This window comes from Legionella sp. ST3F1 (assembly GCF_048553315.1).
In the GTDB taxonomy this organism is placed as follows: Bacteria; Pseudomonadota; Gammaproteobacteria; order Legionellales; family Legionellaceae; genus Tatlockia; species Tatlockia donaldsonii.
The window spans coordinates 1-18,385 of the sequence record NZ_JBLZIO010000020.1; the positions used below are offsets into that span (position 1 = coordinate 1).

Genomic DNA, 18,385 nt, shown 5'->3' on the forward strand with positions numbered 1-18,385 from the left:
CGTCGGGCCCTTGGCCCGACACCTATCTTGAACGAAGCAAGGAATTCGGCTTCGTTGCAAAAAATATAAAAGCTACACAAATGCACAAATGGGGGCAGGGCTTAAATCTTGCATGCAACAATCAAAATACAAGCCCTGACCCCATACTGCGCTGCATATTGCGATAATATTGCCAAGAGGAACAAGAGAGTATTTATAAGAGAAATGGAAAGTAACTATTTGTAAAAGGTAATAGTCTCAAAAAACGGTCGTTTTTTGAGACATTGAATAAGTGATCCCCTATTAATTAAATACTTATATTAGGCATTGGTTTCAGACGTGTATTTCGGATGGGGTTTAATTGGAAAAGTAGTTAATGTCGTATTTTTGTATTCTAAATGTCGTATTTTTGCTATAATTTTTAACATGTGCATTACTTTTATCTATTATGAAACGTCAGTCACTGAAAGAACAAATAGAAAATAAAATAGCTCTATCTAAAGAGCAGGTATTTCTACGAGCTGATTTTGATAATAGCAAATATGATCAGGTAGGGCGTGCATTACTCATTCTTACCAAAGAAGGAAAATTGATACGAGTAGGATATGGTCTCTACGCTAAAGCACGCCCTAATAGGCTAACTGGAAAACCTATGTTTGCAGCGAAAGGTGGGTTTGTACAAGTAGCTAAAGAAGCTTTAACACGGCTTGGTGTTAAATGGCGTCTTTTTCCTGAATACCAAGAAAATTCCCCTCAAATACCCGTAAATGCCCAATTTGTTGTGCCTTCTAGATTTAGTCGTAATATAAGAACAGGCAACTACAGACTATTAATAGTAAAGAAACGTGAGTATTGATACCTCATATTTTTTAGATATTGCTGATTCTATGGGGATCAGTAGCCCTACGATAATCGAAAAAGATTATTATGCGGTTCAGTTATTAAAGGAATTAAGCACAATTTCTTTAAGTGGGTATACTTTAGTTTTTGCAGGTGGTACCAGCCTTTTGAAAGCTCATTTTAATACCTTTCGCATGTCAGAAGATATAGATATCAAGTTAGTTCCTTCCTTAGATATTTTAAAAGAATCAAGAAGTAAGCAAAAGAAATTGCGCAAAGGGATAGAAGAAGCTATCTCCGAAAAGTTGAATGCATCCAGTTTATTTTTTATAAAAAGCATAAAAAAAAGAGATGAAGGTAAATATCAGCATTTTTTAGTCGAATACCCAAAAGAATTTGCCGAAATAAATGCATTACGCCCTGAATTGCAGTTGGAAATCACGGAGTCTGGGAATTTTGATGAAGCAGTTGAAAAACCAGTTAGCTCAATGTATGCGGAGGCCATGAAATTAGAGCCTGAAATAAAAAGCATTCTTTGCGCCTCAGTAGAATTAACTGCTAGCGAAAAATTTATTGCACTACTTCGTAGAATTGCGGCTTTCGAAAGAAATCCTTCCCAAAAAGATGATGCAACACTAGTAAGGCATGTTTATGATCTTCATTTAATCATCAATCACCATCCTAATTTAAATAAAATTACTGAGCTCGTAGAAAAAGTTATTCAGGATGATATCTTAGAATTTGGAACGCAACACATAGAATTTAAGAGGAGCCCCAAAGAGGAATTAAACTTTGGTCTGGAAATACTTTTGAACGATCATAAATATAAAAATAGATATGAAAGATTTATTGGCCCTTTAATTTTTCATCCCTCTCCAGCCAGTTGGGACGAAGCTATTAAAACAGTGGAGGAAATGGCTGAGAGATTATTAGGTAAATAGTGTGTTATTTTTATCCATTTGTTGATAATACCGTTAAAGTAATTTAGTGCCCATGTCGTCCAAAATAATATGTTATTAAGAATGGAGCCTCATAATTGCAATTTTGGAAAAATGTTTGATGCCAATATCTGAAGAGACTATCCTAACTTTAATTCAACACAATTTGGGCTTGCGTTTAACGTCCAGCAAAAGCGAACCTATTACGGGTGCATATGGGGATGCTGTTCCATTATCTAATCTTGCTTGTGCAGAAGATATTATTTTGTTTATCACTTTAAGCTGTTATCTTATTGACAATCCCAACGCAGAGGATATTCGAAAACAACTTCAAGATATTTACCATCGTTATACATGCTATAAATTCGATCATGACCCTAAAAGGAAATCTTTAACATACGTACCTGAATTAATAAGTACTTATGCAAAAATATTAACCATTGGTGATAGTGAGAACATAGAGGTTACTCCAGTTCAATTACCTGAAAATGAAGAAAAATATTTGTTGAAAATATATACGCTTTTTGGTGGTAGCTTATTTCCAGCATTACTGTTTAATAAAGATGGCCAGTATTACAATGAACTTCCTTTCTTGCGAGGAAAATTAATCGATAACTTTAATAAACTTCTAGACGAGCGTTTGGCTATAAACTATACCCATTATACTCATTCAAACACCATGTATTATGAAATATTGCAGTGTAAATCGGAACATTACTCACATTGTTATGATATGGATCGTTATCCATTAGGCAAAGCGGGAAAAGCATCTTTTGAAGGCACTGATATATTAGCACGCATTGAATTTTCCACAATAGTATCGCCAGAATGTCACATGAAACTCATACACCAGTGGCTACATTCTATATTGCAAAATGTAACCTCACTTACAACATTATCTGAAACATCGCAGCAAGATAAAGATATCTCATTTACAACTCAAGCGGAGCCAGCTTTTCTCGATCGTTGTACACAATTTTGTTCTAATAATAAATCCACCCTTATTTTAACAGCAATAGGCCTTTTTGCCACAGTCAATTTATTTGCCATGATTTCTCCAAAAGAAGAATCAACATATCAACCGCGGTAAGACATCAAAGAAGTTAGCAAATCACTGAAAACAGTAGGAGTAAAATTATTCTTTACTTTAAGCTCAGCTTTGATTAGTATTTTGATAAATGAACACTTATCAAAAAGGAAACTAATATGCCACGAGGCGGTAAGCGAGAAGGCTCTGGGCGGCCAAAGGGTAGTAACACCTACGGCGAGAGCACGCATCCATTACGGATACCGGCCTCACGGTTAGAAGATGTAAAAGCCTTTCTAGCAACTGGCGTTACCAATTATGCGATGCCCTTGTTTTCAAGCACAGTACGAGCAGGTTCACCAACTTCTGCCGATGATTATATAGAAGATTATATCGATTTAAACACTCATTTTAGCAAACAACCAGGGAGTACATTTTTAGTGACTGCCTCTGGTGATTCCATGGTCAATGCCAATATTCAAGATGGCGACATGCTAGTTGTGAATAAAGATATAAAACCCACGCACGGTAAAATTGTAATCGCTTCTGTGGCCGGTGAGCTGACTGTTAAGCGATTGGCAATCCTACCAGGAAGGATTCATTTAGTTGCAGAAAATCCTAATTATTTACCCATTGTTGTTAATGATGAAACGAGTTTAGTCATTTTAGGTGTTGTTACTCATATTATTCATTCCGCCACTTAATTGTAAAACCAGGAGAAAATGTATGCTTACTCTATTAAAGAAAATTTTAAATGCTCCTGATCCAAAAAAGGAATTAAAAAACCGAACAAAGCGCGTAGTTAATTTAGACAGAATTCGAACTATTGATGAATAATTAAATTCAAGAATGTTGGAAGTAGGGACGTTAGTAGTAAATAGCCAAGGAGGGCATGATTTATAGATATCTTCCGTTAGACCAGCATTGCCGATCATGGATAACTACATCTTATACACAGAGTAGCTCCCCATCTTATTCATCACTCTTAATCGTTAGCTATTAAAACAACAGTCAGTCAATAACTGGCTTAGGAATTTATTTACTCAAAATTCTGATGTACGGGATAAGGTGGGCAAAATGTCACAATCAATAAAACAGATTTTACTTGTGGAGGATGAACTTGAAACGCGCTTAATCATTCATCTCATGTTACATCTACGGCAATTCGAGGTGGATTTTGCTGAAGATGGCCAAGCAGCAGTGAAAATGGCTAACAATAAAGAATATGATTATATTTTGATGGATATTGGGTTGCCTAAACTAAGTGGAATTGATGCTTGTATTGCTATAAGAAATAATGAAGCACAAAAAATGCAGCTAAAAGTAACACCCATAATTGCTATTTCTGAGCGTGTTCAACTTCCTGAGATTGAACAATGCCTTGAAGTAGGTATGAACGCTATTCTCCTCAAGCCAATACAACCCCAATGTTTTGAACGATTAATAACTTCTTTAGAGAAAGAATCTTCTTATTGAGAGGAGAGAGTAATTAGACTTTATATTCAACTGAATAGTGCAACTTTAGACCGAGAAAAACATTAGGTTTTAAAACACCAACGATGTTATTTTTGTCCCAGACAAATGATGAGAAAAGAGCGGTTGCATTAAAGAGTTGAATCCGCGCCTCCACAAGCTTCGATAAGTCTGATACATATATTTAATCAGGCCCAAAGAAGTGGTAAGAGAAGAATTGGTGGGCAAAGGTTTTCTTTCCCTTCTGTCAACGTATAAATTATTTTAATATTAAAAGAGAAGACGATATTAACAGTGAAATCTGAGTACATCATAATAATCAACTCCGACAAAAGATATTAACTTAACACAATTATGGTACTTTAGTTGGATACTGAAAGTGAGATCTTATTAAAGCATTCCACTCAAGGAGAGAATCACATGAAACGTGTATTATTTGTCGGACAGAAACCGGAAACAGTCGATTTTTCCGACCCCGCTTTACCACCAGGCTTCAATGCAGAGAAAATCCATATTGGGATTGCAATTGGGATTAACAAATTGGAAGAACGCGGATGGCAAGCGGATGAATGTATGATCACACCCGACGAAAGGGGTTGCTCAACATTAGAGAAGCAGCTTACATCGACAAACTATGATTGCGTGGTCATTGGTGCTGGCATGCGACTACCATCTAAAGGATTAGTAATGTTTGAAAAGGTGATCAACCTTGTACATAAGGCTGCGCCTACTGCGGCGATTGCTTTCAATACGAGACCGGAAGACACCGCAGATGCGGCTGCAAGGTGGTTACAAGCAAATTGAGGATGTGAAGGGCGGGGGACACTAATTCGCTCAAAGAAGGCAGTGGGGGTAATCTTCCTGCCAGTTATCACATTTACTCTATCTGCTTTTTGTTTAACGGTTTTTTCATGCGTTACCCTTAGTATTCAATCTTTGTTTTTATGTTGATTTTTTGGCTTAGTGTTTTATGTACTGGACAACGATCGGCAATCTGCTCCAGACGTTCTTTCTGTGAACTGGATAAGTTACCTTTAACAGTGACGGTGCGTTTAATTGTTTCCATATAACCTGTAGAGTCATCACAGGCATCACAATCCTTTTGATGCAGGCGCGTATGGGAAAGCTCAACCTGGACAGAGTCCAATGGCCATTGGTTTTTATTAGCAACAAGACGAATGGTCATTGCTGTACAAGCACCCAGGGCAGCCAGAAGATGCTCATAAGGATCGGGACCCAAGTTTTGTCCACCGACTTGTTCTGGTTCATCCGCTAACCACTGGTGATCGTCGCTGTAGACTCGTTGTGTAAACAGGTGGTCCTTTTCTTCAACGACAACATGGCCCTCAGCAACTGATTTAGACGGTTTTTCTTTCTCTGGCAAGTTAACAAGATATCGGCTTGCCCAGGCAGTGATTACTTTAGCAGCATACTGAGCGTCTTCTTGCCGACTCAATAAATGATCGGCTTTATCCAGACTAATAAAACTTTTAGGGTGAGCGGCTGCTTTATAGAGTTTTTCTGCCTCATCAATGGATACGATTTTATCAATGGGTGAATGCATAATCAGTAAGGCCTTACCGTTAGTGCTTCTAATCGTTTGCTGATATTGATCAATATCCTCAAGAAACTGTTTTTTAATTGAAAACTGCTTTGGGCCCAGGTTGACTTTGGCACTGCCTTTGTTTTCTATTTCAGTCAAATCAGCAGAAAAATGTTCTTTGACATGTTGTGCCGTGGCGGGTGCGCCAATGGTCGCAACCGCCTGGACTTCTTTAATCTGTTTTGCAGCCAGCAAAACCGCAGCGCCACCCAGGCTATGACCTATAAGCATGACGGGTGCTTGATACTCATTCCGTAAAAAATCAGCCGCTGCAACTAAATCGTCTACATTAGAAGAAAAGTTTGTTTCAGAAAAATTCCCTTCACTACGTCCAAGGCCAGTAAAATCAAAGCGCAATACGGCAAATCCATTTAGGGCCAGCTCTTTAGAGATGCTTCGTGCTGCTGCTATATCTTTCCCACAGGTAAAACAGTGTGCGAATAACACATAGCCGAAGCATTCACTGACAGGTAGCTCAAGCTTACCTTCAAGTTTTATATTGTTACTGTAAAAATAAATAGTTTTTTGCATAGAATTTCCTTATTAAACTTATCTTCCCTGGAGTACTTTTCTGGCTCGATAGATTAATACAAATGCCTTCGTTTATGCTACTTTGAGCATCTCGCATATTTCATCAAAAGACAATTGTTCAAAGAGGTTATCGATGTATTTCTTAAACCTACTCCAAAGGTTGAAAGCAAATTAGAAGCTAAACGTATTGAGTTTGCTGACTTTAATGCTTCTCTTAAACGCATTCAAAAAAACATGCTAAGAAAAAAATAAGTCAGGGATGCCCCTTTGTGCCCTAAGCAATTCTCGGAAATATTCAATAGAGTACCTCCAAGAATTCGTGCGAAGCAGGGAGGTAGCTTTATAAATATGGGGTTAAATGAATACGACGAGCAGCAAGTCCAATAAGAGCAATGACACAAAAGCTAGCCCCCATATAGAATGTAAAAGATGGACTGGCGTATTCCCACAAAAATCCAGCCAGCATACTGGCTACCAGCATCATTAACCCGCTTGCTAAATTAAAAAATCCATAGGCAGTACCACGTAAATCGATAGGTGAAACATCGGCTATCATCGCAGCCAATAAACCTTGAGTCATGCCCATGTGTATCCCCCAAAGAGAAGCACCTGCCATAACAGCTATCCACTGATTAATTGCAAGCAGTATATCGGCAACCATTAAGACCAATAGGCCTATCATTAACAGCCTGGAATGACTCATGTTATCAGCAAGTTTTCCGAATGGATAAGCAGAAACAGCATAAAAAAAACTCATGATAACCATTACAAAAGGTGCTGCAGCAATTGACATTCCAACATTCATTGCACGTAACACAAGAAACGCTTCACTAAAACGGGCAAGGGTGAAAATTGCTCCAATGGCAACAAGCCACCAATAAGCCATACCTAAACGAGATAGATTTTGACGCTGAAGCGGATTGATGCGCTTTTCATTCGGCTTCTGGATTTTTGGTTCAGTTACCCCAACAATAAGGAGTAAAACAGATAAAATTCCAGGAATGACTGCAATCCAGAATACTGCTCGGAAATGATTAGCAAAAAATACCATCAATCCGCCTGCTAATAAAGGACCCAGTACGGCACCTATTGTATCCAGTGATTGACGAAGCCCAAATGAGCTGCCCCTTAGATGACAGGGTGCAATATCAGCAACCAGTGCATCACGAGGAGCTCCTCTGATCCCTTTTCCTACTCTATCGAGTACTCGGGCACATAAAACAACCCCACTGGTCGGTGCTAAGGCAAACAATGGTTTTGATAAAGCACCCAATGCATAACCAATAACAGCGAGCGCTTTTCTTTTACCTAAATAATCACTCAATATACCTGAAAAAATTTTCACAATAAGTGCAGTGGATTCTCCTACCCCTTCAATGACACCAATTGTAAAGGTGCTTGCACCTAAGGTAGTCGTTAAAAATAATGGCAATAAGCTATGAATAATTTCTGATGAAATATCCATTAGCATGCTGACAAATCCTAAAATCCAGATGCTTATCGGAATCTGTGATAAAACCGAATTTGATTTATTATTCATGGTGAGTACAAGGTTTCAGTTATTTATTTATAACACTCAGCGAAACAAAACGTCGATTTTTTTAGTCGGATCTCGAGTTAAGCATTTAACAATCTATTAAAACTTAGCCCCCTTTGGATGTCAGCCACCACTCTATGAGAGGAAGGAAGTTTCCCTTCATCGTTTATGTGCTCTCTCTTTTCTGCCAGGGGTGTTGAGAAATTAGGTGGTGCTGCTTAATACTCTGCATTATATTTATAACGTTAACAAGGCTGTGACATTACCCAAAATATCTGGGAGATATTATGGACATTATTTTACCTGATCGAGTGAAGCTTCATTATGATCAAGCAGGTTCTGGCCATCCGACGTTTATTTTTGTACATGGTGGTGGTGCAGATACATCACATCTTGCGCCCCAATTTAATTTTTTTTCTGCTTATGGTACGGCTATCAATATAGATTTGAGAGGATATGGAAAAAGCGATAAACCAAGAAAATATGGGACTATCGAGCAATATGCCGAAGATATAGCATATCTTTGCCAGCACTTGGATATTAAAAAACCCATATTGATTGGCCATAGCATGGGTGGCATGGTCGCTGTAGAGTTTGCAGCCAAATATCCATTGCTTCCTTCAGCGATTGTTTTAATCAGTTCTGGAGTATTGTTTCCTAAGGCAGCCTTAGACGACGAAGAAAATGTTCTTCGAGGTCTTAAAAGCCCTACTTATCGTACCGCCATTCAAAAACTGATTGACCAAATTTGCCTACCGTCTGATCAGTTTAAATCTCATATAGAAGACACTTTTTTTGCAATTTCACAAGCGCAATGGATCTCCCATTTTGAGACAATGTTTGCTTGGAATAAACTAGCCCCTAATCGTGTAAAAACTTGCAAATTACCCCTGTTATACATTGAAGATAGTGGTGGATGCTATAGTGATTTAACTCTTTTTTCAAAGCTTTGCCCTCAACTAATTATCGGCAAGGTTGTGGGTGCAGGCCACTTTCCGACCTTAGAGGTGCCCGACCAAGTGAATAGCATGATAGCGCATTTTGTAAAAATATATATTACGAACAGAGGGCTATTAAAATAGTTAGTCAATTAACAGGATATTGCCCTCACGCCGTACACCATTTTTGAGAATAATTCACACAAAAGAGCAATGTTTCCAGATTAGAAAGGGGGCAGTAAACCTGGTTGGAAAACGTTACAAAATTATGCTCGCGCCTGTGGGTTTGAAAGTTCAATGAAAGTTAACGATTTAAATTCAGAACGCCATAGAACATAAATGACAATTTCTGATTATTATGGAGCAATATTTCATTGAGGATTAATGGATTTTCGCTGCCAAGCTTCTTTCGATAGCTCCCATACTTCATGCTCTTTAAAGTCAGGATCGACAAATTTAGCTGGCTTGGTATATAACAATCGAGCTCCCATTTTATCTTTAATTCGATGAGATGGGCCATTACCTACGGCATTGGTGAAAACCATTTTTTCAAACCCCAGGACGTCAAAGGCGTAGTTTGTAATAGGAACTAACGCTTCTGTCATAATGCCCCGACCCCAAAATTTCTTGCCTAGCCAAAATCCACGGTTATCTGGATTCGCTTTGCGCCTCAGTTCAATAGCACCTATCAATTCGCCAGGGGATTTTTGGAGAAATATACCCCATAGCCATCTTTCTTTACCTAAATAAGGAATGATTTCTTGGTTTAAATAATCCCGAACACCTTCAGCTGGGTATGGCCATGGCACAGAGGCAGTTAAATACCTTATGACCTCATAATCTATGAAATATTTTTCATAGTTTGGTAAATCCGCCTCAGTCATTTCGCGAATAATCAAGCGCTCAGTTTTAAAAGTTGGGATCATGTTGCTTTCCAATTAATGATGAGTATAAATAACGATAGAGTGTAGGCTTGGAAATTTTTAAACTTAACCAATTTATTCGATTTCGCGCTAAACGCCAAACAACCAAAAGGTCGCCAAGAGGAGCAATTGAGTATCTATAAGGATTCTCGAAGATTACTATTTCCTCTTTTAGAAACATACATTTCAGAATCAGCAAGAGCCATTATATCTCCAAGTGTTTGATGCTGTTTGGGATCATATTGGATTACACCCACACTGAATTGAATTGTATAATCGGTTGTTGTTGCAGATTTTAATGAATCTTTTAAGCGTTGAATAATACCAGATACATCTTTTTGGTTTAGTCCGGAACAAAATACACAAAACTCGTCACCACCTAACCGTGCGATTACGTCATAATAGCGAAAGTTTTGGAGAAGACAGTTTGCAAAAATTTTTAATACCCTGTCACCTTCCGCATGCCCGAATTGATCATTGATGGACTTAAATTGATCTAAATCAAAAAATAATAAAGTGAAAAGCTGATTTTCACGTTGGCACTTTTGAAACAAATAGGAAGCTAGCTTTAAAAATCCCCTACGGTTAGATAACCCGGTTAATTCATCAGTCATAGAGAGCTGCAATTGCTCCAAATCCATTTCGACCATTTGAGCAAGATCGTAAATCACATTATGGTCAACTTCATTTCTTGCTCTAGGCTTATTATCAATTAAGCAAATCACACCTACATTATATCCTTTGATTTTTAAAGGACAGCCTACATAAAATCTGAAATTGGGTTTCCCCAGGACAAAAGGATTATCATGAAATCGCTCATCTTTGGTTGCATCTTCAACGACCATAATTTCATCTGAAAGAATCACATGGCCACAGAATGATGTCTTTCTTGCAGCTTCTTTTATGTCAAAACCTTGTGTAGATTTCATCCATTGGCGCTCTGCCTCTAGAAATGAGATAACAGAAATAGGAACTTCAAAAAGCTTGCATGCAATACGTGTTATTCTATCGAAGCGTTCCTCTTGCTCCGTATCTAGTATTTGTAATTTATAGAGAGTAGCCAAGCGCTTGGCTTCATTTTCGGGTATGTCTGGAGGAATCATATTGTCTCTGCAAATCAATGTAAAATATCCATATGAAACATTATAGTTGCCCTTTCGGGTATCGACAGGAAAGGGGACAAAAATTTTATTAACAACCGGAATATAAATGGGCAGGGCGTGTGTAAACGGGTTAGGGCTTGACGCTTGTATTCAATAATCAAAATTGAAGCCCTGCCTGAGATTTTCCTACTTGTACAAAGAACCTCTTATATTTTTTTATTGGTACCTGCTGGTCTTAAACAATAAGGGGGAGGATTGGGATTAGTTGTTGAACAATTACCTCCCGCAACTTTATTTAATTCTTTAGTGGATAGTTTTTTACCTTGTTTTAGAGGTTTTTCTGACTTGAGTGATTTTCTATTCATAGCAAACTCCGCACGGCAGTTCAAAGACAATATTCAGTTGTCACTGTATAATTTTAGTACATATCAGTGTCTTTCACATTATTGGTTTGGTATGAGGTTATATCCATCAGAGGTAGGGCCTGACTTGGTAGATAATTAGACTCCTGTCAAGAAAAGCAGGGGATATCTGGAACAAAGGGCGCCTCAAAAAGATGAACGATTATTCATTCCACGTTAAGGGGCATGGTTACAAGTACTGGATATTTAGCGGATTTGCGAAAGAGTTTTAAAGCAAGCGTTGGCTTTTTTGCCTGAACACGAAAAATTTGCATTTAATCCACATAAATTAAGGCATACTTTCTTGAAGAAAGTCACTGATAAACAGGGGAGTTAAGATGAGATTTATATGTAATATAGATAAAACAGATCGCATAAATCGGATAATAATTGGTTTAGCACTGTGTATTGCGGCACTGTTTGGAATGGGAAAATATTTTTATATTGCATTAGGACTGGTATTGATCATAGAGGGCATTGTTGGTTGGTGCTCTATCCCCTATCTGCTAGGTAAGGTCAAGCGGCTGTTCTTAAGACGATAAAAGAACGAACTCTTGCTGGTCTTGAAGCTGCTCGGGGGGCGGCAAAGATGATGTGGGGAAGACTACCACGATGCAGAGACTTCATCATTGTTTAACGAGTCTCTTTCTGGCATGAATGAGATTGATCCTGAAAAGAGTAGTTAAAAAATAACTCAGTAAATCGCATTGCCAGGTTAGGCTAGATAGGCGGGAAAACCCAAATCTGAAATAGCTGGGACATTAAAAATTGGTAGAACGTCTGTTCGACGCACATTATTGTTAGATAATAAGGAATCATTTAAATGGGTTATCAATTAGAGATTATTACGGACACGTCATTGATGGAGGAGCAGAATAAAGTTGTTCGAGAAGGCATCATTAGTTTCAATGAGCCATTTATAGGTAGTAAACCAAAAAGATTTTCAGTTTATGCTAAAGACAAAAATCAGATAATAGGCGGGGCTATTGTTTATGCTCATACAACGTCAATTTATATCGATGTCCTGTGGGTAGACAATAACTATCGAGGCTCAGGTATTGGGACAGATTTATTAAATGCTGTCGAACAAGAAGCCTTGAAGAGAAACATTAGCGAATCAACTTTAGACACATTTTCTTTTCAAGCTGAAGAATTTTATTTAAAACAAGGATATACCCATTTGGGAACTATTAAAGATTACTTAGAAGGTTATGACCGTATTTATTTAAGAAAAAAACTGAGATGAAACCAATGAGAGTGGGTTAATTAAAATAACCATGATGATCTCCAATGCTGTTTATATCGTGAACAGGAGCCTTTTTTACCAGGATCCCGGCCGGGGTCAAAGGGGGGCCTCATGATAACTAATGCTCCTTTTAATCAGTTAAACTCCAGTTAGTTACTTTAGGAAGACACTCAAATCCTGGACTTGCAAAATAATAACCTTGCATGAGTGAAATTCCATTTTCTTTAAACCACCTGGCTTCTGCGGCTGTTTCTATACCTTCAGCAATAATTTTTATGTTTAGTAGCTTTACAGTTAAAATAATTCCTTTAACCATAGCTTGTTTTACTGGGTTAGAATTAATATTACGAACCAATTTAATATCAATTTTAATGAAATTCGGTTGAAAATCAGAAAGCAACCCAAGACCGGCATATCCCGCACCAAAGTCGTCAATGGCAGTTGCAAAACCCCGGTTTTGATAATACTGAAAAATAGTAAGTAACTTTTTTGGATCATGAATTTGTTCACTTTCAGTCACTTCGAAAATAATTTTTCCTAAGGGAAAATTTGCTTTTTCTGCGGCGGCTATAGTAGTTCTTATACATAGTTCAGGTGAGTAAATTGCATTTGGTAAAAAATTAATTGAAATACATTCCTTCATTCCAAGTTTTTGAGCAAGAAAAATACTTCGTATACGGCATTCTTGATCAAATCGATAACGATTTGTATCGTTAACTTTGGAAAGAATCTCTTCTGCCCCTTCTCCTTTTAATCCTCGAACTAAGGCCTCGTATGCAAAAATTTCTTCTTTATTAACATCAACGATGGGTTGAAAAGCGAAGGTAAAATCAAATTTGAGATTAGTTTCACATAATCCACAGGCAGGATTTAATTGATCCTTTAAAGTCCTTTTTTTCAAAATTAGTTCCTTTTAGGCCTAGAGTTTACGTAGCTTATAGGGTTCTTTGCTCTTTACCACGGCATTTAATGGTTTGAGTCCCTGATTACCAAAATAGGTATGACCCAAATCACTATAATGTCTAAAGAAAAGTTCTGACAGACATTTTACAGGACTTTTTTCGGTTAAAAAAAGTATGGCCAAAAAATCAGCTTTAAAATCAGATATCGTTTCAATTCTGGCTAAAAAGCTCATGATTTTTTATCAAAGTCTTGGTCTGATTTTATAAATAACTCCCCTTTTGGCCCTATGTGTACGTAGACCAAATCCATTGAGTAGAGAAGCTTTGAAAGAGGCGCCGTTATTTATGGGATTCCAGTCCAATCGTATGCTTGTCAAGGGCACAATCGCGACTGTAACATAGAGGAGAGCTTCATTCTATTTGTTAAAGACTCCTATGGCTTGGATTAAGCTGGATACATCACAAACCAGGGCCGAAGAAATCGGTAATGCCTCAACTCATGCGATTGGAGCATTATTAAGTTTAGTCGCCCTTATTTTATTAACTCTATTTGCTGCCTATCAAAATGACAGCTTGAAAATAGTATCAAGTATTGTTTTTGGTTGTACTTTACTCTTGATGTATGTGTGCTCTACCGTTTATCACAGTATGACGGATCCAAAAATAAAGCATTTATTCCGTATCTTGGATCATGCGTCAATCTATTTGCTAATAGCTGGAAGTTACACACCATTTTTGTTAGTGACGCTTAATGGCTCTCTAGGATGGACCATATTCACCATTATGTGGTCTTTCGCTTTAGTTGGAATATTATTCAAATGGTTTTTTGTTCATAAATTTGACCTGCTCTCTACACTAATTTATCTTTTGATGGGTTGGATGGCTTTGATCCTTATAAAACCTCTTTATCAATTATTGCCGCCAGGGGGATTAACCTATATCGTAGCAGGAGGTTTATGTTACACGGTTGGTGTTATTTTCTATATTTGGGAGCGATTGATATTTAGTCACGTGCTTTGGCATTTGTTTGTCTTATCGGGGAGTATTTGCCATTTCTTTGCAGTATTATTTTATGTGATCATTGTTTAGTACATTGTACAATAAATGACAACTACTACATCACCAAGGTAATGTAGTAGTAAAAAATGCCTCTCGTTAAAGAGCCATTATATTCTGTGCTTGAGGACCTTTAGTCCCTTGCGTTACAACGAATTGCACTCGCTGTCCCTCAGTAAGCGTTTTAAAACCAGAACTTACAATCTCTTTAAAGTGGGCAAATACATCTGGGCCAGACTCTTGTTCAATAAAACCAAATCCCTTCGCTTCGTTAAACCACTTCACAATCCCATTTACTGTTGTAGACATGTGTATATCCTTTAATTTTTTATTAAAATGCCTTTAATAGGCGAAAGTAGCTGGAAACAGGTCAGCAATAAAACTACAGTACGAGGGATTAAATGAATAAAACGACGATTTGGAGAATGTAAAAAAGACATTTTTCTAGCTGAGGTAATAGTAGTACTATTTGTGTTAACAAGCTAGCTCTATTTTTTACAACGATTAAATTAAATAGCTTCAAAAGGTAGAGGCGTCAGCAAAGACTCTCAGGTTCAACTCAATAGCTGCACTATAAATTCATGTTCCCCCACCAACGGTTTGCCCTAGAGCTCTGGAACTTCCACCTTGATGCAAAATCGACAAAGGTTAAATCATACAATCAGCTGGATTAGAAGGAATACTTATCTTTCTATAAAACACGGAAAACGATACTTGCGGTATATCCACTAAATTTTATTCTGATTCCTTTGTAGAAGCTGAGGGCAGGGTAGCCAAAGGCTCTGTTGCAATAAATATAAAAGCTACAAAAAGACAAAATCAGCGCGTAGCTTAGTCATACCAATTAAACAACTGGTTAATAAATGAGACTTCATTACGAGTGTCCTACATCCAAATATTAAATTGCCCTATTTTTAAAAATAGGCATCACTTCAAACCATTTAATAGTGGCATAAGCTGTTTTCATGGATTGAAACCCTCTACGGGATTAATCAGCTGCTTGAGTTTTCCGTGATCTGGTTCAAGTCGGTTTTTACGATGTTTAATTTGGTGATGCTCAACGTTAGTTAACCTGTCTTACCAACTTGGAGTGGAGGGTTCATAACATGGGTGCCGCGGGTATAGATAGCCATCTACACCAGGCCCAATTGATTGACAGGCCCGCTCAGATTTTCACGTGACTGCGTAAGATCGGCTGTTCTTACTTTATCAAGCTGTTGGATAACCGCTAAATCACAGCTTCCCATACCAGCCGTCCATAAAAGAGTGCTAGTCGCTTGTGCACTCCTGCCCCGTACTAAAGCGAAATTAAAACCGAGACCTGAAGAAGACGAAGCGAGAGGAAACCAAGATTTATCATTCGTACGATAATTAGTGATAGTGAGCACTCTAGGCAGGTTTTCTTCATTAAAGGAAGGTAGAGGGTCAAATGATCGATCGGGCCTGCAATACTCGTGGGCGATGTGGGCAGGAACATCCCTTTGGGCCCTACCAACCGATAGCAAGCCCAATTCTCGGTCGTGATGACTCCATTGATCAAAATTGAGCACATAACTGTCAAGTGCTGTAATCAATGAATGAAAATCAAACTGCAATTTTTCACTGAGCGCTTTTGCTGAAGAGGATGTATAAAAGAATGTGGAAGTGCCCGGTGGTCTATATTGCTCTAATATTTTTTTAAGCGCCTCATATTCTACCGCTGTAAAGGAAAGCTTTTGATAATTGTGTTCGGTGGCTTGTTGTATTTTTGGACTGTTATGACCCACTATCGTTTGTAATTGACGAAACTCATCAACACTTAAATTTTTCAACACAAAACTCATATCATAATGTGAATTTTGGTAAGATACGCCATGTTGTTGATAAGCAAGCCCCGAAAGCTCAACCTCATCGATTTTTTCTAATAATATCGCTTTAGTTTCATTATCCATGTGTCTTTCTAACATGCGGCACATGTGGGTATCTTTAGCCCAATAGGCGTATTCATAAGCAGTACAATGAAAAGTTCGTCCTGAGTAGTCAGTAAATTTACCGGACATTCTGAGTAATGTTTGAATATCCTCTGATGATTGCAAAATAGCATTTGCTTCACTTTGTTTGCCTTTCGCCACATCAGTTAAAAGCTCGCGGGCTTTAAACGCAGGTAAAGCACGACATGCATCGACAATTTCTTTAGGAAGATTTTCCCATTGCACGTCGCTCAGTTTATTCAGGAGTACTTCGGGGGGAATATCAATCATTGAAACCAATTCATCTTGAGGCGTAGCCGCTTCTTGATGTGTTTGAGCGTCACTGCGAATCTCGTCAAAATAGTGTTTTTTTTCGCTTGTTATAGGCACAATATTCGCAAAATCGGTACAAATTAAACCCCTACTACTTGCAAAAAGGCCATTTTCGCCACGGGCTTCTGTATCCAGGAACATGAAATCATCCATGTGGGGATTTTCTTTGGTAGCGGTGACAGTACGGAAAGTGGTTTCAAATTTTTGTTGAATAGCGGCTTTATCATTTGGGATTCCATTATCCCCTGTGCTTAAATCACGTGATATATTAAATGACTTTTTATGAGCATTGAAAAAAGTAATAATCGCAGATTCCACATCATCGCCACGAGATAATGCTTGCGACACAATCTCGACGAGCTCTTGACTTAAGACGGGCGAGCTATCCAGAATCACCCCAAAATTTTTATCACTGATCTCTTTAGCTCGACAGTAGACGTTTAAAACACTCAGGTAAAATTGCGTTAAAATAGATAAACGCTCGGCTCTTTCCGCTGGATTGTCTGAAACTTCCAGATAAAAAGGTGAGCCTTGCAGGGTACTGGGTAGGTTCGGTGCACAAAGACCTAACAGGGCATTGATATACTCTATAGGCTGGGTATTTTCATCAAATCCCATTAACCTATCAATATAAGCTTTATCGACCACTTGCTCCTGGCGACGCTCATCCACCCTTTTTTTAAAAAAATCATCCGGTACATTATACTGCGCTGCTAGTGTGGTTTGGATCGTTTCAAACGATGCATTTTGCGGTAGTGCATTTAATACTCTAGCGAGAAGCTCTTCGCGTGGATTCGATTTTCCTAGTCGAACTGCAGGAAAAACCTCATGCATTTTATTATACAAAGGGGATAATGGGATGCCTTCACTATCATTGAATCTATTAATCGTAAACACTGGATTCACCACTCTGGAATAAGGGTCCTGAGTGAGCGGCCTTAATTGTACACTGTACAAATTTGAGGGCCGTGCGAGAAAGCTACTCACAACAGTTTTATAGCTATTTCGCATGCCAATGACTGCCTCAAGGTATAGATTGATTTGCTCCAAGCGTTCTTTTTTGGCTTGATACTGCATATCACCTTCTTCTAATAAGGAAAGATGAAATTCAAGCGTGCTTTTATAGGACTCCAATTCCTTGACGGCACCCCCTTCAAAAAATGCCTTTAATTCCAAGTCTGACTTACAGGTGTTATCAGTACTGATATCAAGGCCAGCAATAAAGGGAACCAGAAGGTGAATGCGGTTGGTTGAAGCATTAATACGGATGTAGCGAAAACTGCTTGGTTCACGCAAGGGTATTAGCATGATAAATGGCTTATGTTTAATCGAAATATCTTAATTATAGGCAATCTAAAAATTTTATTTGCCTGGCAATCGTTTAATGGCTGGAGCCAAAGCCAAGCTACATTTAAGAGCCAAATGGGTTGGTTTGCGAGACCCGTAGGTTCGCTTTCCTTTGTCTAACAAGCTAATAGGCGATTTTGATGGTGTAAATGATGGCTTAATAGAATAGAACGAAAGGAGGCTGTAGTATTTATTAAATAAGAATTTTTATTAAACAACAAGACTAAATATTCTTCGGGAAAAAATCAAAAGCATATAT

Annotated in this window: 18 protein-coding genes and 1 pseudogene; 10 read left to right on the top strand and 9 right to left on the bottom strand. The window is 38.1% G+C overall.

The window, feature by feature from the left end:
- Positions 1–427: 427 nt before the first annotated feature.
- The 6 genes from ACN4Z1_RS12730 to ACN4Z1_RS12755 all read left to right on the top strand — a co-directional run bounded on the left by ACN4Z1_RS12730 (position 428) and on the right by ACN4Z1_RS12755 (position 5,061).
- Positions 428–835, top strand: a complete 408-nt coding sequence (locus tag ACN4Z1_RS12730) for a conjugal transfer protein (protein ID WP_419386029.1) — start codon at positions 428–430, stop codon at positions 833–835.
- Complete coding sequence (locus ACN4Z1_RS12735) at positions 825–1,760, top strand: nucleotidyl transferase AbiEii/AbiGii toxin family protein (protein WP_419386030.1); 936 nt, start codon at positions 825–827, stop codon at positions 1,758–1,760. Before ACN4Z1_RS12730 ends, ACN4Z1_RS12735 begins: the two co-directional genes overlap by 11 nt.
- Before the next feature lie 118 nt (positions 1,761–1,878).
- Positions 1,879–2,847: a hypothetical protein gene (locus ACN4Z1_RS12740; RefSeq protein WP_419386031.1), complete on the top strand. Its 969-nt coding sequence runs from the start codon at positions 1,879–1,881 to the stop codon at positions 2,845–2,847.
- Positions 2,848–2,963: 116 nt separating this feature from the next.
- A complete protein-coding gene (locus ACN4Z1_RS12745; RefSeq protein ID WP_058443873.1) occupies positions 2,964–3,488 on the top strand; it encodes a LexA family protein in 525 nt (174 codons plus the stop codon).
- 373 nt (positions 3,489–3,861) lie between these two features.
- The gene (locus ACN4Z1_RS12750; protein WP_115220774.1) at positions 3,862–4,260 is read left to right on the top strand and encodes a response regulator; all 399 of its coding nucleotides are present in this window, start codon (positions 3,862–3,864) and stop codon (positions 4,258–4,260) included.
- A 417-nt stretch (positions 4,261–4,677) separates the two neighbouring features.
- Positions 4,678–5,061, top strand: a complete 384-nt coding sequence (locus tag ACN4Z1_RS12755; protein WP_228363997.1) for a hypothetical protein — start codon at positions 4,678–4,680, stop codon at positions 5,059–5,061.
- Between the two features lie 118 nt (positions 5,062–5,179).
- On the opposite strand, the gene ACN4Z1_RS12760 is transcribed toward ACN4Z1_RS12755, so the two are convergent.
- Together ACN4Z1_RS12760 and ACN4Z1_RS12765 are read right to left on the bottom strand one after the other, a co-directional pair.
- Complete coding sequence (locus tag ACN4Z1_RS12760; protein ID WP_419388209.1) at positions 5,180–6,391, bottom strand: alpha/beta fold hydrolase; 1,212 nt, start codon at positions 6,389–6,391, stop codon at positions 5,180–5,182.
- A gap of 340 nt (positions 6,392–6,731) precedes the next feature.
- Entirely contained in the window at positions 6,732–7,862 is a 1,131-nt protein-coding gene (locus tag ACN4Z1_RS12765; RefSeq protein WP_419388210.1) for an MFS transporter, read from the bottom strand.
- Between the two features lie 353 nt (positions 7,863–8,215).
- Here ACN4Z1_RS12765 and ACN4Z1_RS12770 point away from each other — a divergent pair, with 353 nt between their 5' ends.
- Complete coding sequence (locus ACN4Z1_RS12770) at positions 8,216–9,010, top strand: alpha/beta fold hydrolase (RefSeq protein ID WP_419386038.1); 795 nt, start codon at positions 8,216–8,218, stop codon at positions 9,008–9,010.
- 227 nt (positions 9,011–9,237) lie between these two features.
- Here the strand turns inward: ACN4Z1_RS12770 and ACN4Z1_RS12775 are convergent, their stop codons facing one another.
- The 3 genes from ACN4Z1_RS12775 to ACN4Z1_RS12785 all read right to left on the bottom strand — a co-directional run bounded on the left by ACN4Z1_RS12775 (position 9,238) and on the right by ACN4Z1_RS12785 (position 11,257).
- Entirely contained in the window at positions 9,238–9,792 is a 555-nt protein-coding gene (locus ACN4Z1_RS12775; protein WP_419386039.1) for a GNAT family N-acetyltransferase, read from the bottom strand.
- Positions 9,793–9,926: 134 nt separating this feature from the next.
- Positions 9,927–10,892 (bottom strand): diguanylate cyclase, encoded by a 966-nt coding sequence (locus tag ACN4Z1_RS12780; protein WP_419388211.1) that lies wholly within the window; start codon positions 10,890–10,892, stop codon positions 9,927–9,929.
- A gap of 206 nt (positions 10,893–11,098) precedes the next feature.
- Positions 11,099–11,257, bottom strand: coding sequence for a bacteriocin (locus tag ACN4Z1_RS12785; protein ID WP_228363991.1), 159 nt, complete (start codon positions 11,255–11,257; stop codon positions 11,099–11,101).
- Between the two features lie 374 nt (positions 11,258–11,631).
- Here ACN4Z1_RS12785 and ACN4Z1_RS12790 point away from each other — a divergent pair, with 374 nt between their 5' ends.
- Together ACN4Z1_RS12790 and ACN4Z1_RS12795 are read left to right on the top strand one after the other, a co-directional pair.
- The gene (locus ACN4Z1_RS12790; protein WP_370634568.1) at positions 11,632–11,835 is read left to right on the top strand and encodes a YgaP family membrane protein; all 204 of its coding nucleotides are present in this window, start codon (positions 11,632–11,634) and stop codon (positions 11,833–11,835) included.
- Between the two features lie 281 nt (positions 11,836–12,116).
- Complete coding sequence (locus ACN4Z1_RS12795; RefSeq protein ID WP_228363990.1) at positions 12,117–12,539, top strand: GNAT family N-acetyltransferase; 423 nt, start codon at positions 12,117–12,119, stop codon at positions 12,537–12,539.
- A gap of 130 nt (positions 12,540–12,669) precedes the next feature.
- On the opposite strand, the gene ACN4Z1_RS12800 is transcribed toward ACN4Z1_RS12795, so the two are convergent.
- Positions 12,670–13,440 carry an EAL domain-containing protein gene (locus ACN4Z1_RS12800; RefSeq protein ID WP_228363989.1) on the bottom strand — a complete coding sequence of 257 codons (771 nt, stop codon included), beginning with the start codon at positions 13,438–13,440 and terminating at the stop codon, positions 12,670–12,672.
- Between the two features lie 436 nt (positions 13,441–13,876).
- Between ACN4Z1_RS12800 and trhA the strand changes: the two genes are divergently transcribed.
- The gene (gene trhA / locus ACN4Z1_RS12805) at positions 13,877–14,530 is read left to right on the top strand and encodes a PAQR family membrane homeostasis protein TrhA (protein ID WP_115220334.1); all 654 of its coding nucleotides are present in this window, start codon (positions 13,877–13,879) and stop codon (positions 14,528–14,530) included.
- A 66-nt stretch (positions 14,531–14,596) separates the two neighbouring features.
- On the opposite strand, the gene ACN4Z1_RS12810 is transcribed toward trhA, so the two are convergent.
- The 3 genes and pseudogenes from ACN4Z1_RS12810 to ACN4Z1_RS12820 all read right to left on the bottom strand — a co-directional run bounded on the left by ACN4Z1_RS12810 (position 14,597) and on the right by ACN4Z1_RS12820 (position 18,087).
- Positions 14,597–14,806, bottom strand: a complete 210-nt coding sequence (locus tag ACN4Z1_RS12810) for a cold-shock protein (protein WP_228363988.1) — start codon at positions 14,804–14,806, stop codon at positions 14,597–14,599.
- 616 nt (positions 14,807–15,422) lie between these two features.
- Positions 15,423–15,520: pseudogene (locus ACN4Z1_RS12815) on the bottom strand (IS6 family transposase); the annotation flags it as partial.
- A 110-nt stretch (positions 15,521–15,630) separates the two neighbouring features.
- Positions 15,631–18,087 carry a hypothetical protein gene (locus ACN4Z1_RS12820; RefSeq protein ID WP_228363987.1) on the bottom strand — a complete coding sequence of 819 codons (2,457 nt, stop codon included), beginning with the start codon at positions 18,085–18,087 and terminating at the stop codon, positions 15,631–15,633.
- Between the last annotated feature and the right edge of the window lie 298 nt (positions 18,088–18,385).

Bases quoted from the DNA above. Each gene is read 5' to 3' on its own strand.
- ACN4Z1_RS12765 (WP_419388210.1), bottom strand. From the start codon at position 7,862: ATGCTAATGGATATTTCATCAGAAATTATTCATAGCTTATTGCCATTA.
- ACN4Z1_RS12810 (WP_228363988.1), bottom strand. From the start codon at position 14,806: ATGTCTACAACAGTAAATGGGATTGTGAAGTGGTTTAACGAAGCGAAG.
- ACN4Z1_RS12790 (WP_370634568.1), top strand. From the start codon at position 11,632: ATGAGATTTATATGTAATATAGATAAAACAGATCGCATAAATCGGATA.
- ACN4Z1_RS12755 (WP_228363997.1), top strand. From the start codon at position 4,678: ATGAAACGTGTATTATTTGTCGGACAGAAACCGGAAACAGTCGATTTT.
- ACN4Z1_RS12770 (WP_419386038.1), top strand. From the start codon at position 8,216: ATGGACATTATTTTACCTGATCGAGTGAAGCTTCATTATGATCAAGCA.
- ACN4Z1_RS12780 (WP_419388211.1), bottom strand. From the start codon at position 10,892: ATGATTCCTCCAGACATACCCGAAAATGAAGCCAAGCGCTTGGCTACT.
- ACN4Z1_RS12795 (WP_228363990.1), top strand. From the start codon at position 12,117: ATGGGTTATCAATTAGAGATTATTACGGACACGTCATTGATGGAGGAG.
- ACN4Z1_RS12775 (WP_419386039.1), bottom strand. From the start codon at position 9,792: ATGATCCCAACTTTTAAAACTGAGCGCTTGATTATTCGCGAAATGACT.
- ACN4Z1_RS12750 (WP_115220774.1), top strand. From the start codon at position 3,862: ATGTCACAATCAATAAAACAGATTTTACTTGTGGAGGATGAACTTGAA.
- ACN4Z1_RS12740 (WP_419386031.1), top strand. From the start codon at position 1,879: ATGCCAATATCTGAAGAGACTATCCTAACTTTAATTCAACACAATTTG.
- ACN4Z1_RS12745 (WP_058443873.1), top strand. From the start codon at position 2,964: ATGCCACGAGGCGGTAAGCGAGAAGGCTCTGGGCGGCCAAAGGGTAGT.
- trhA (WP_115220334.1), top strand. From the start codon at position 13,877: ATGGCTTGGATTAAGCTGGATACATCACAAACCAGGGCCGAAGAAATC.
- ACN4Z1_RS12760 (WP_419388209.1), bottom strand. From the start codon at position 6,391: ATGCAAAAAACTATTTATTTTTACAGTAACAATATAAAACTTGAAGGT.
- ACN4Z1_RS12730 (WP_419386029.1), top strand. From the start codon at position 428: ATGAAACGTCAGTCACTGAAAGAACAAATAGAAAATAAAATAGCTCTA.
- ACN4Z1_RS12820 (WP_228363987.1), bottom strand. From the start codon at position 18,087: ATGCTAATACCCTTGCGTGAACCAAGCAGTTTTCGCTACATCCGTATT.
- ACN4Z1_RS12785 (WP_228363991.1), bottom strand. From the start codon at position 11,257: ATGAATAGAAAATCACTCAAGTCAGAAAAACCTCTAAAACAAGGTAAA.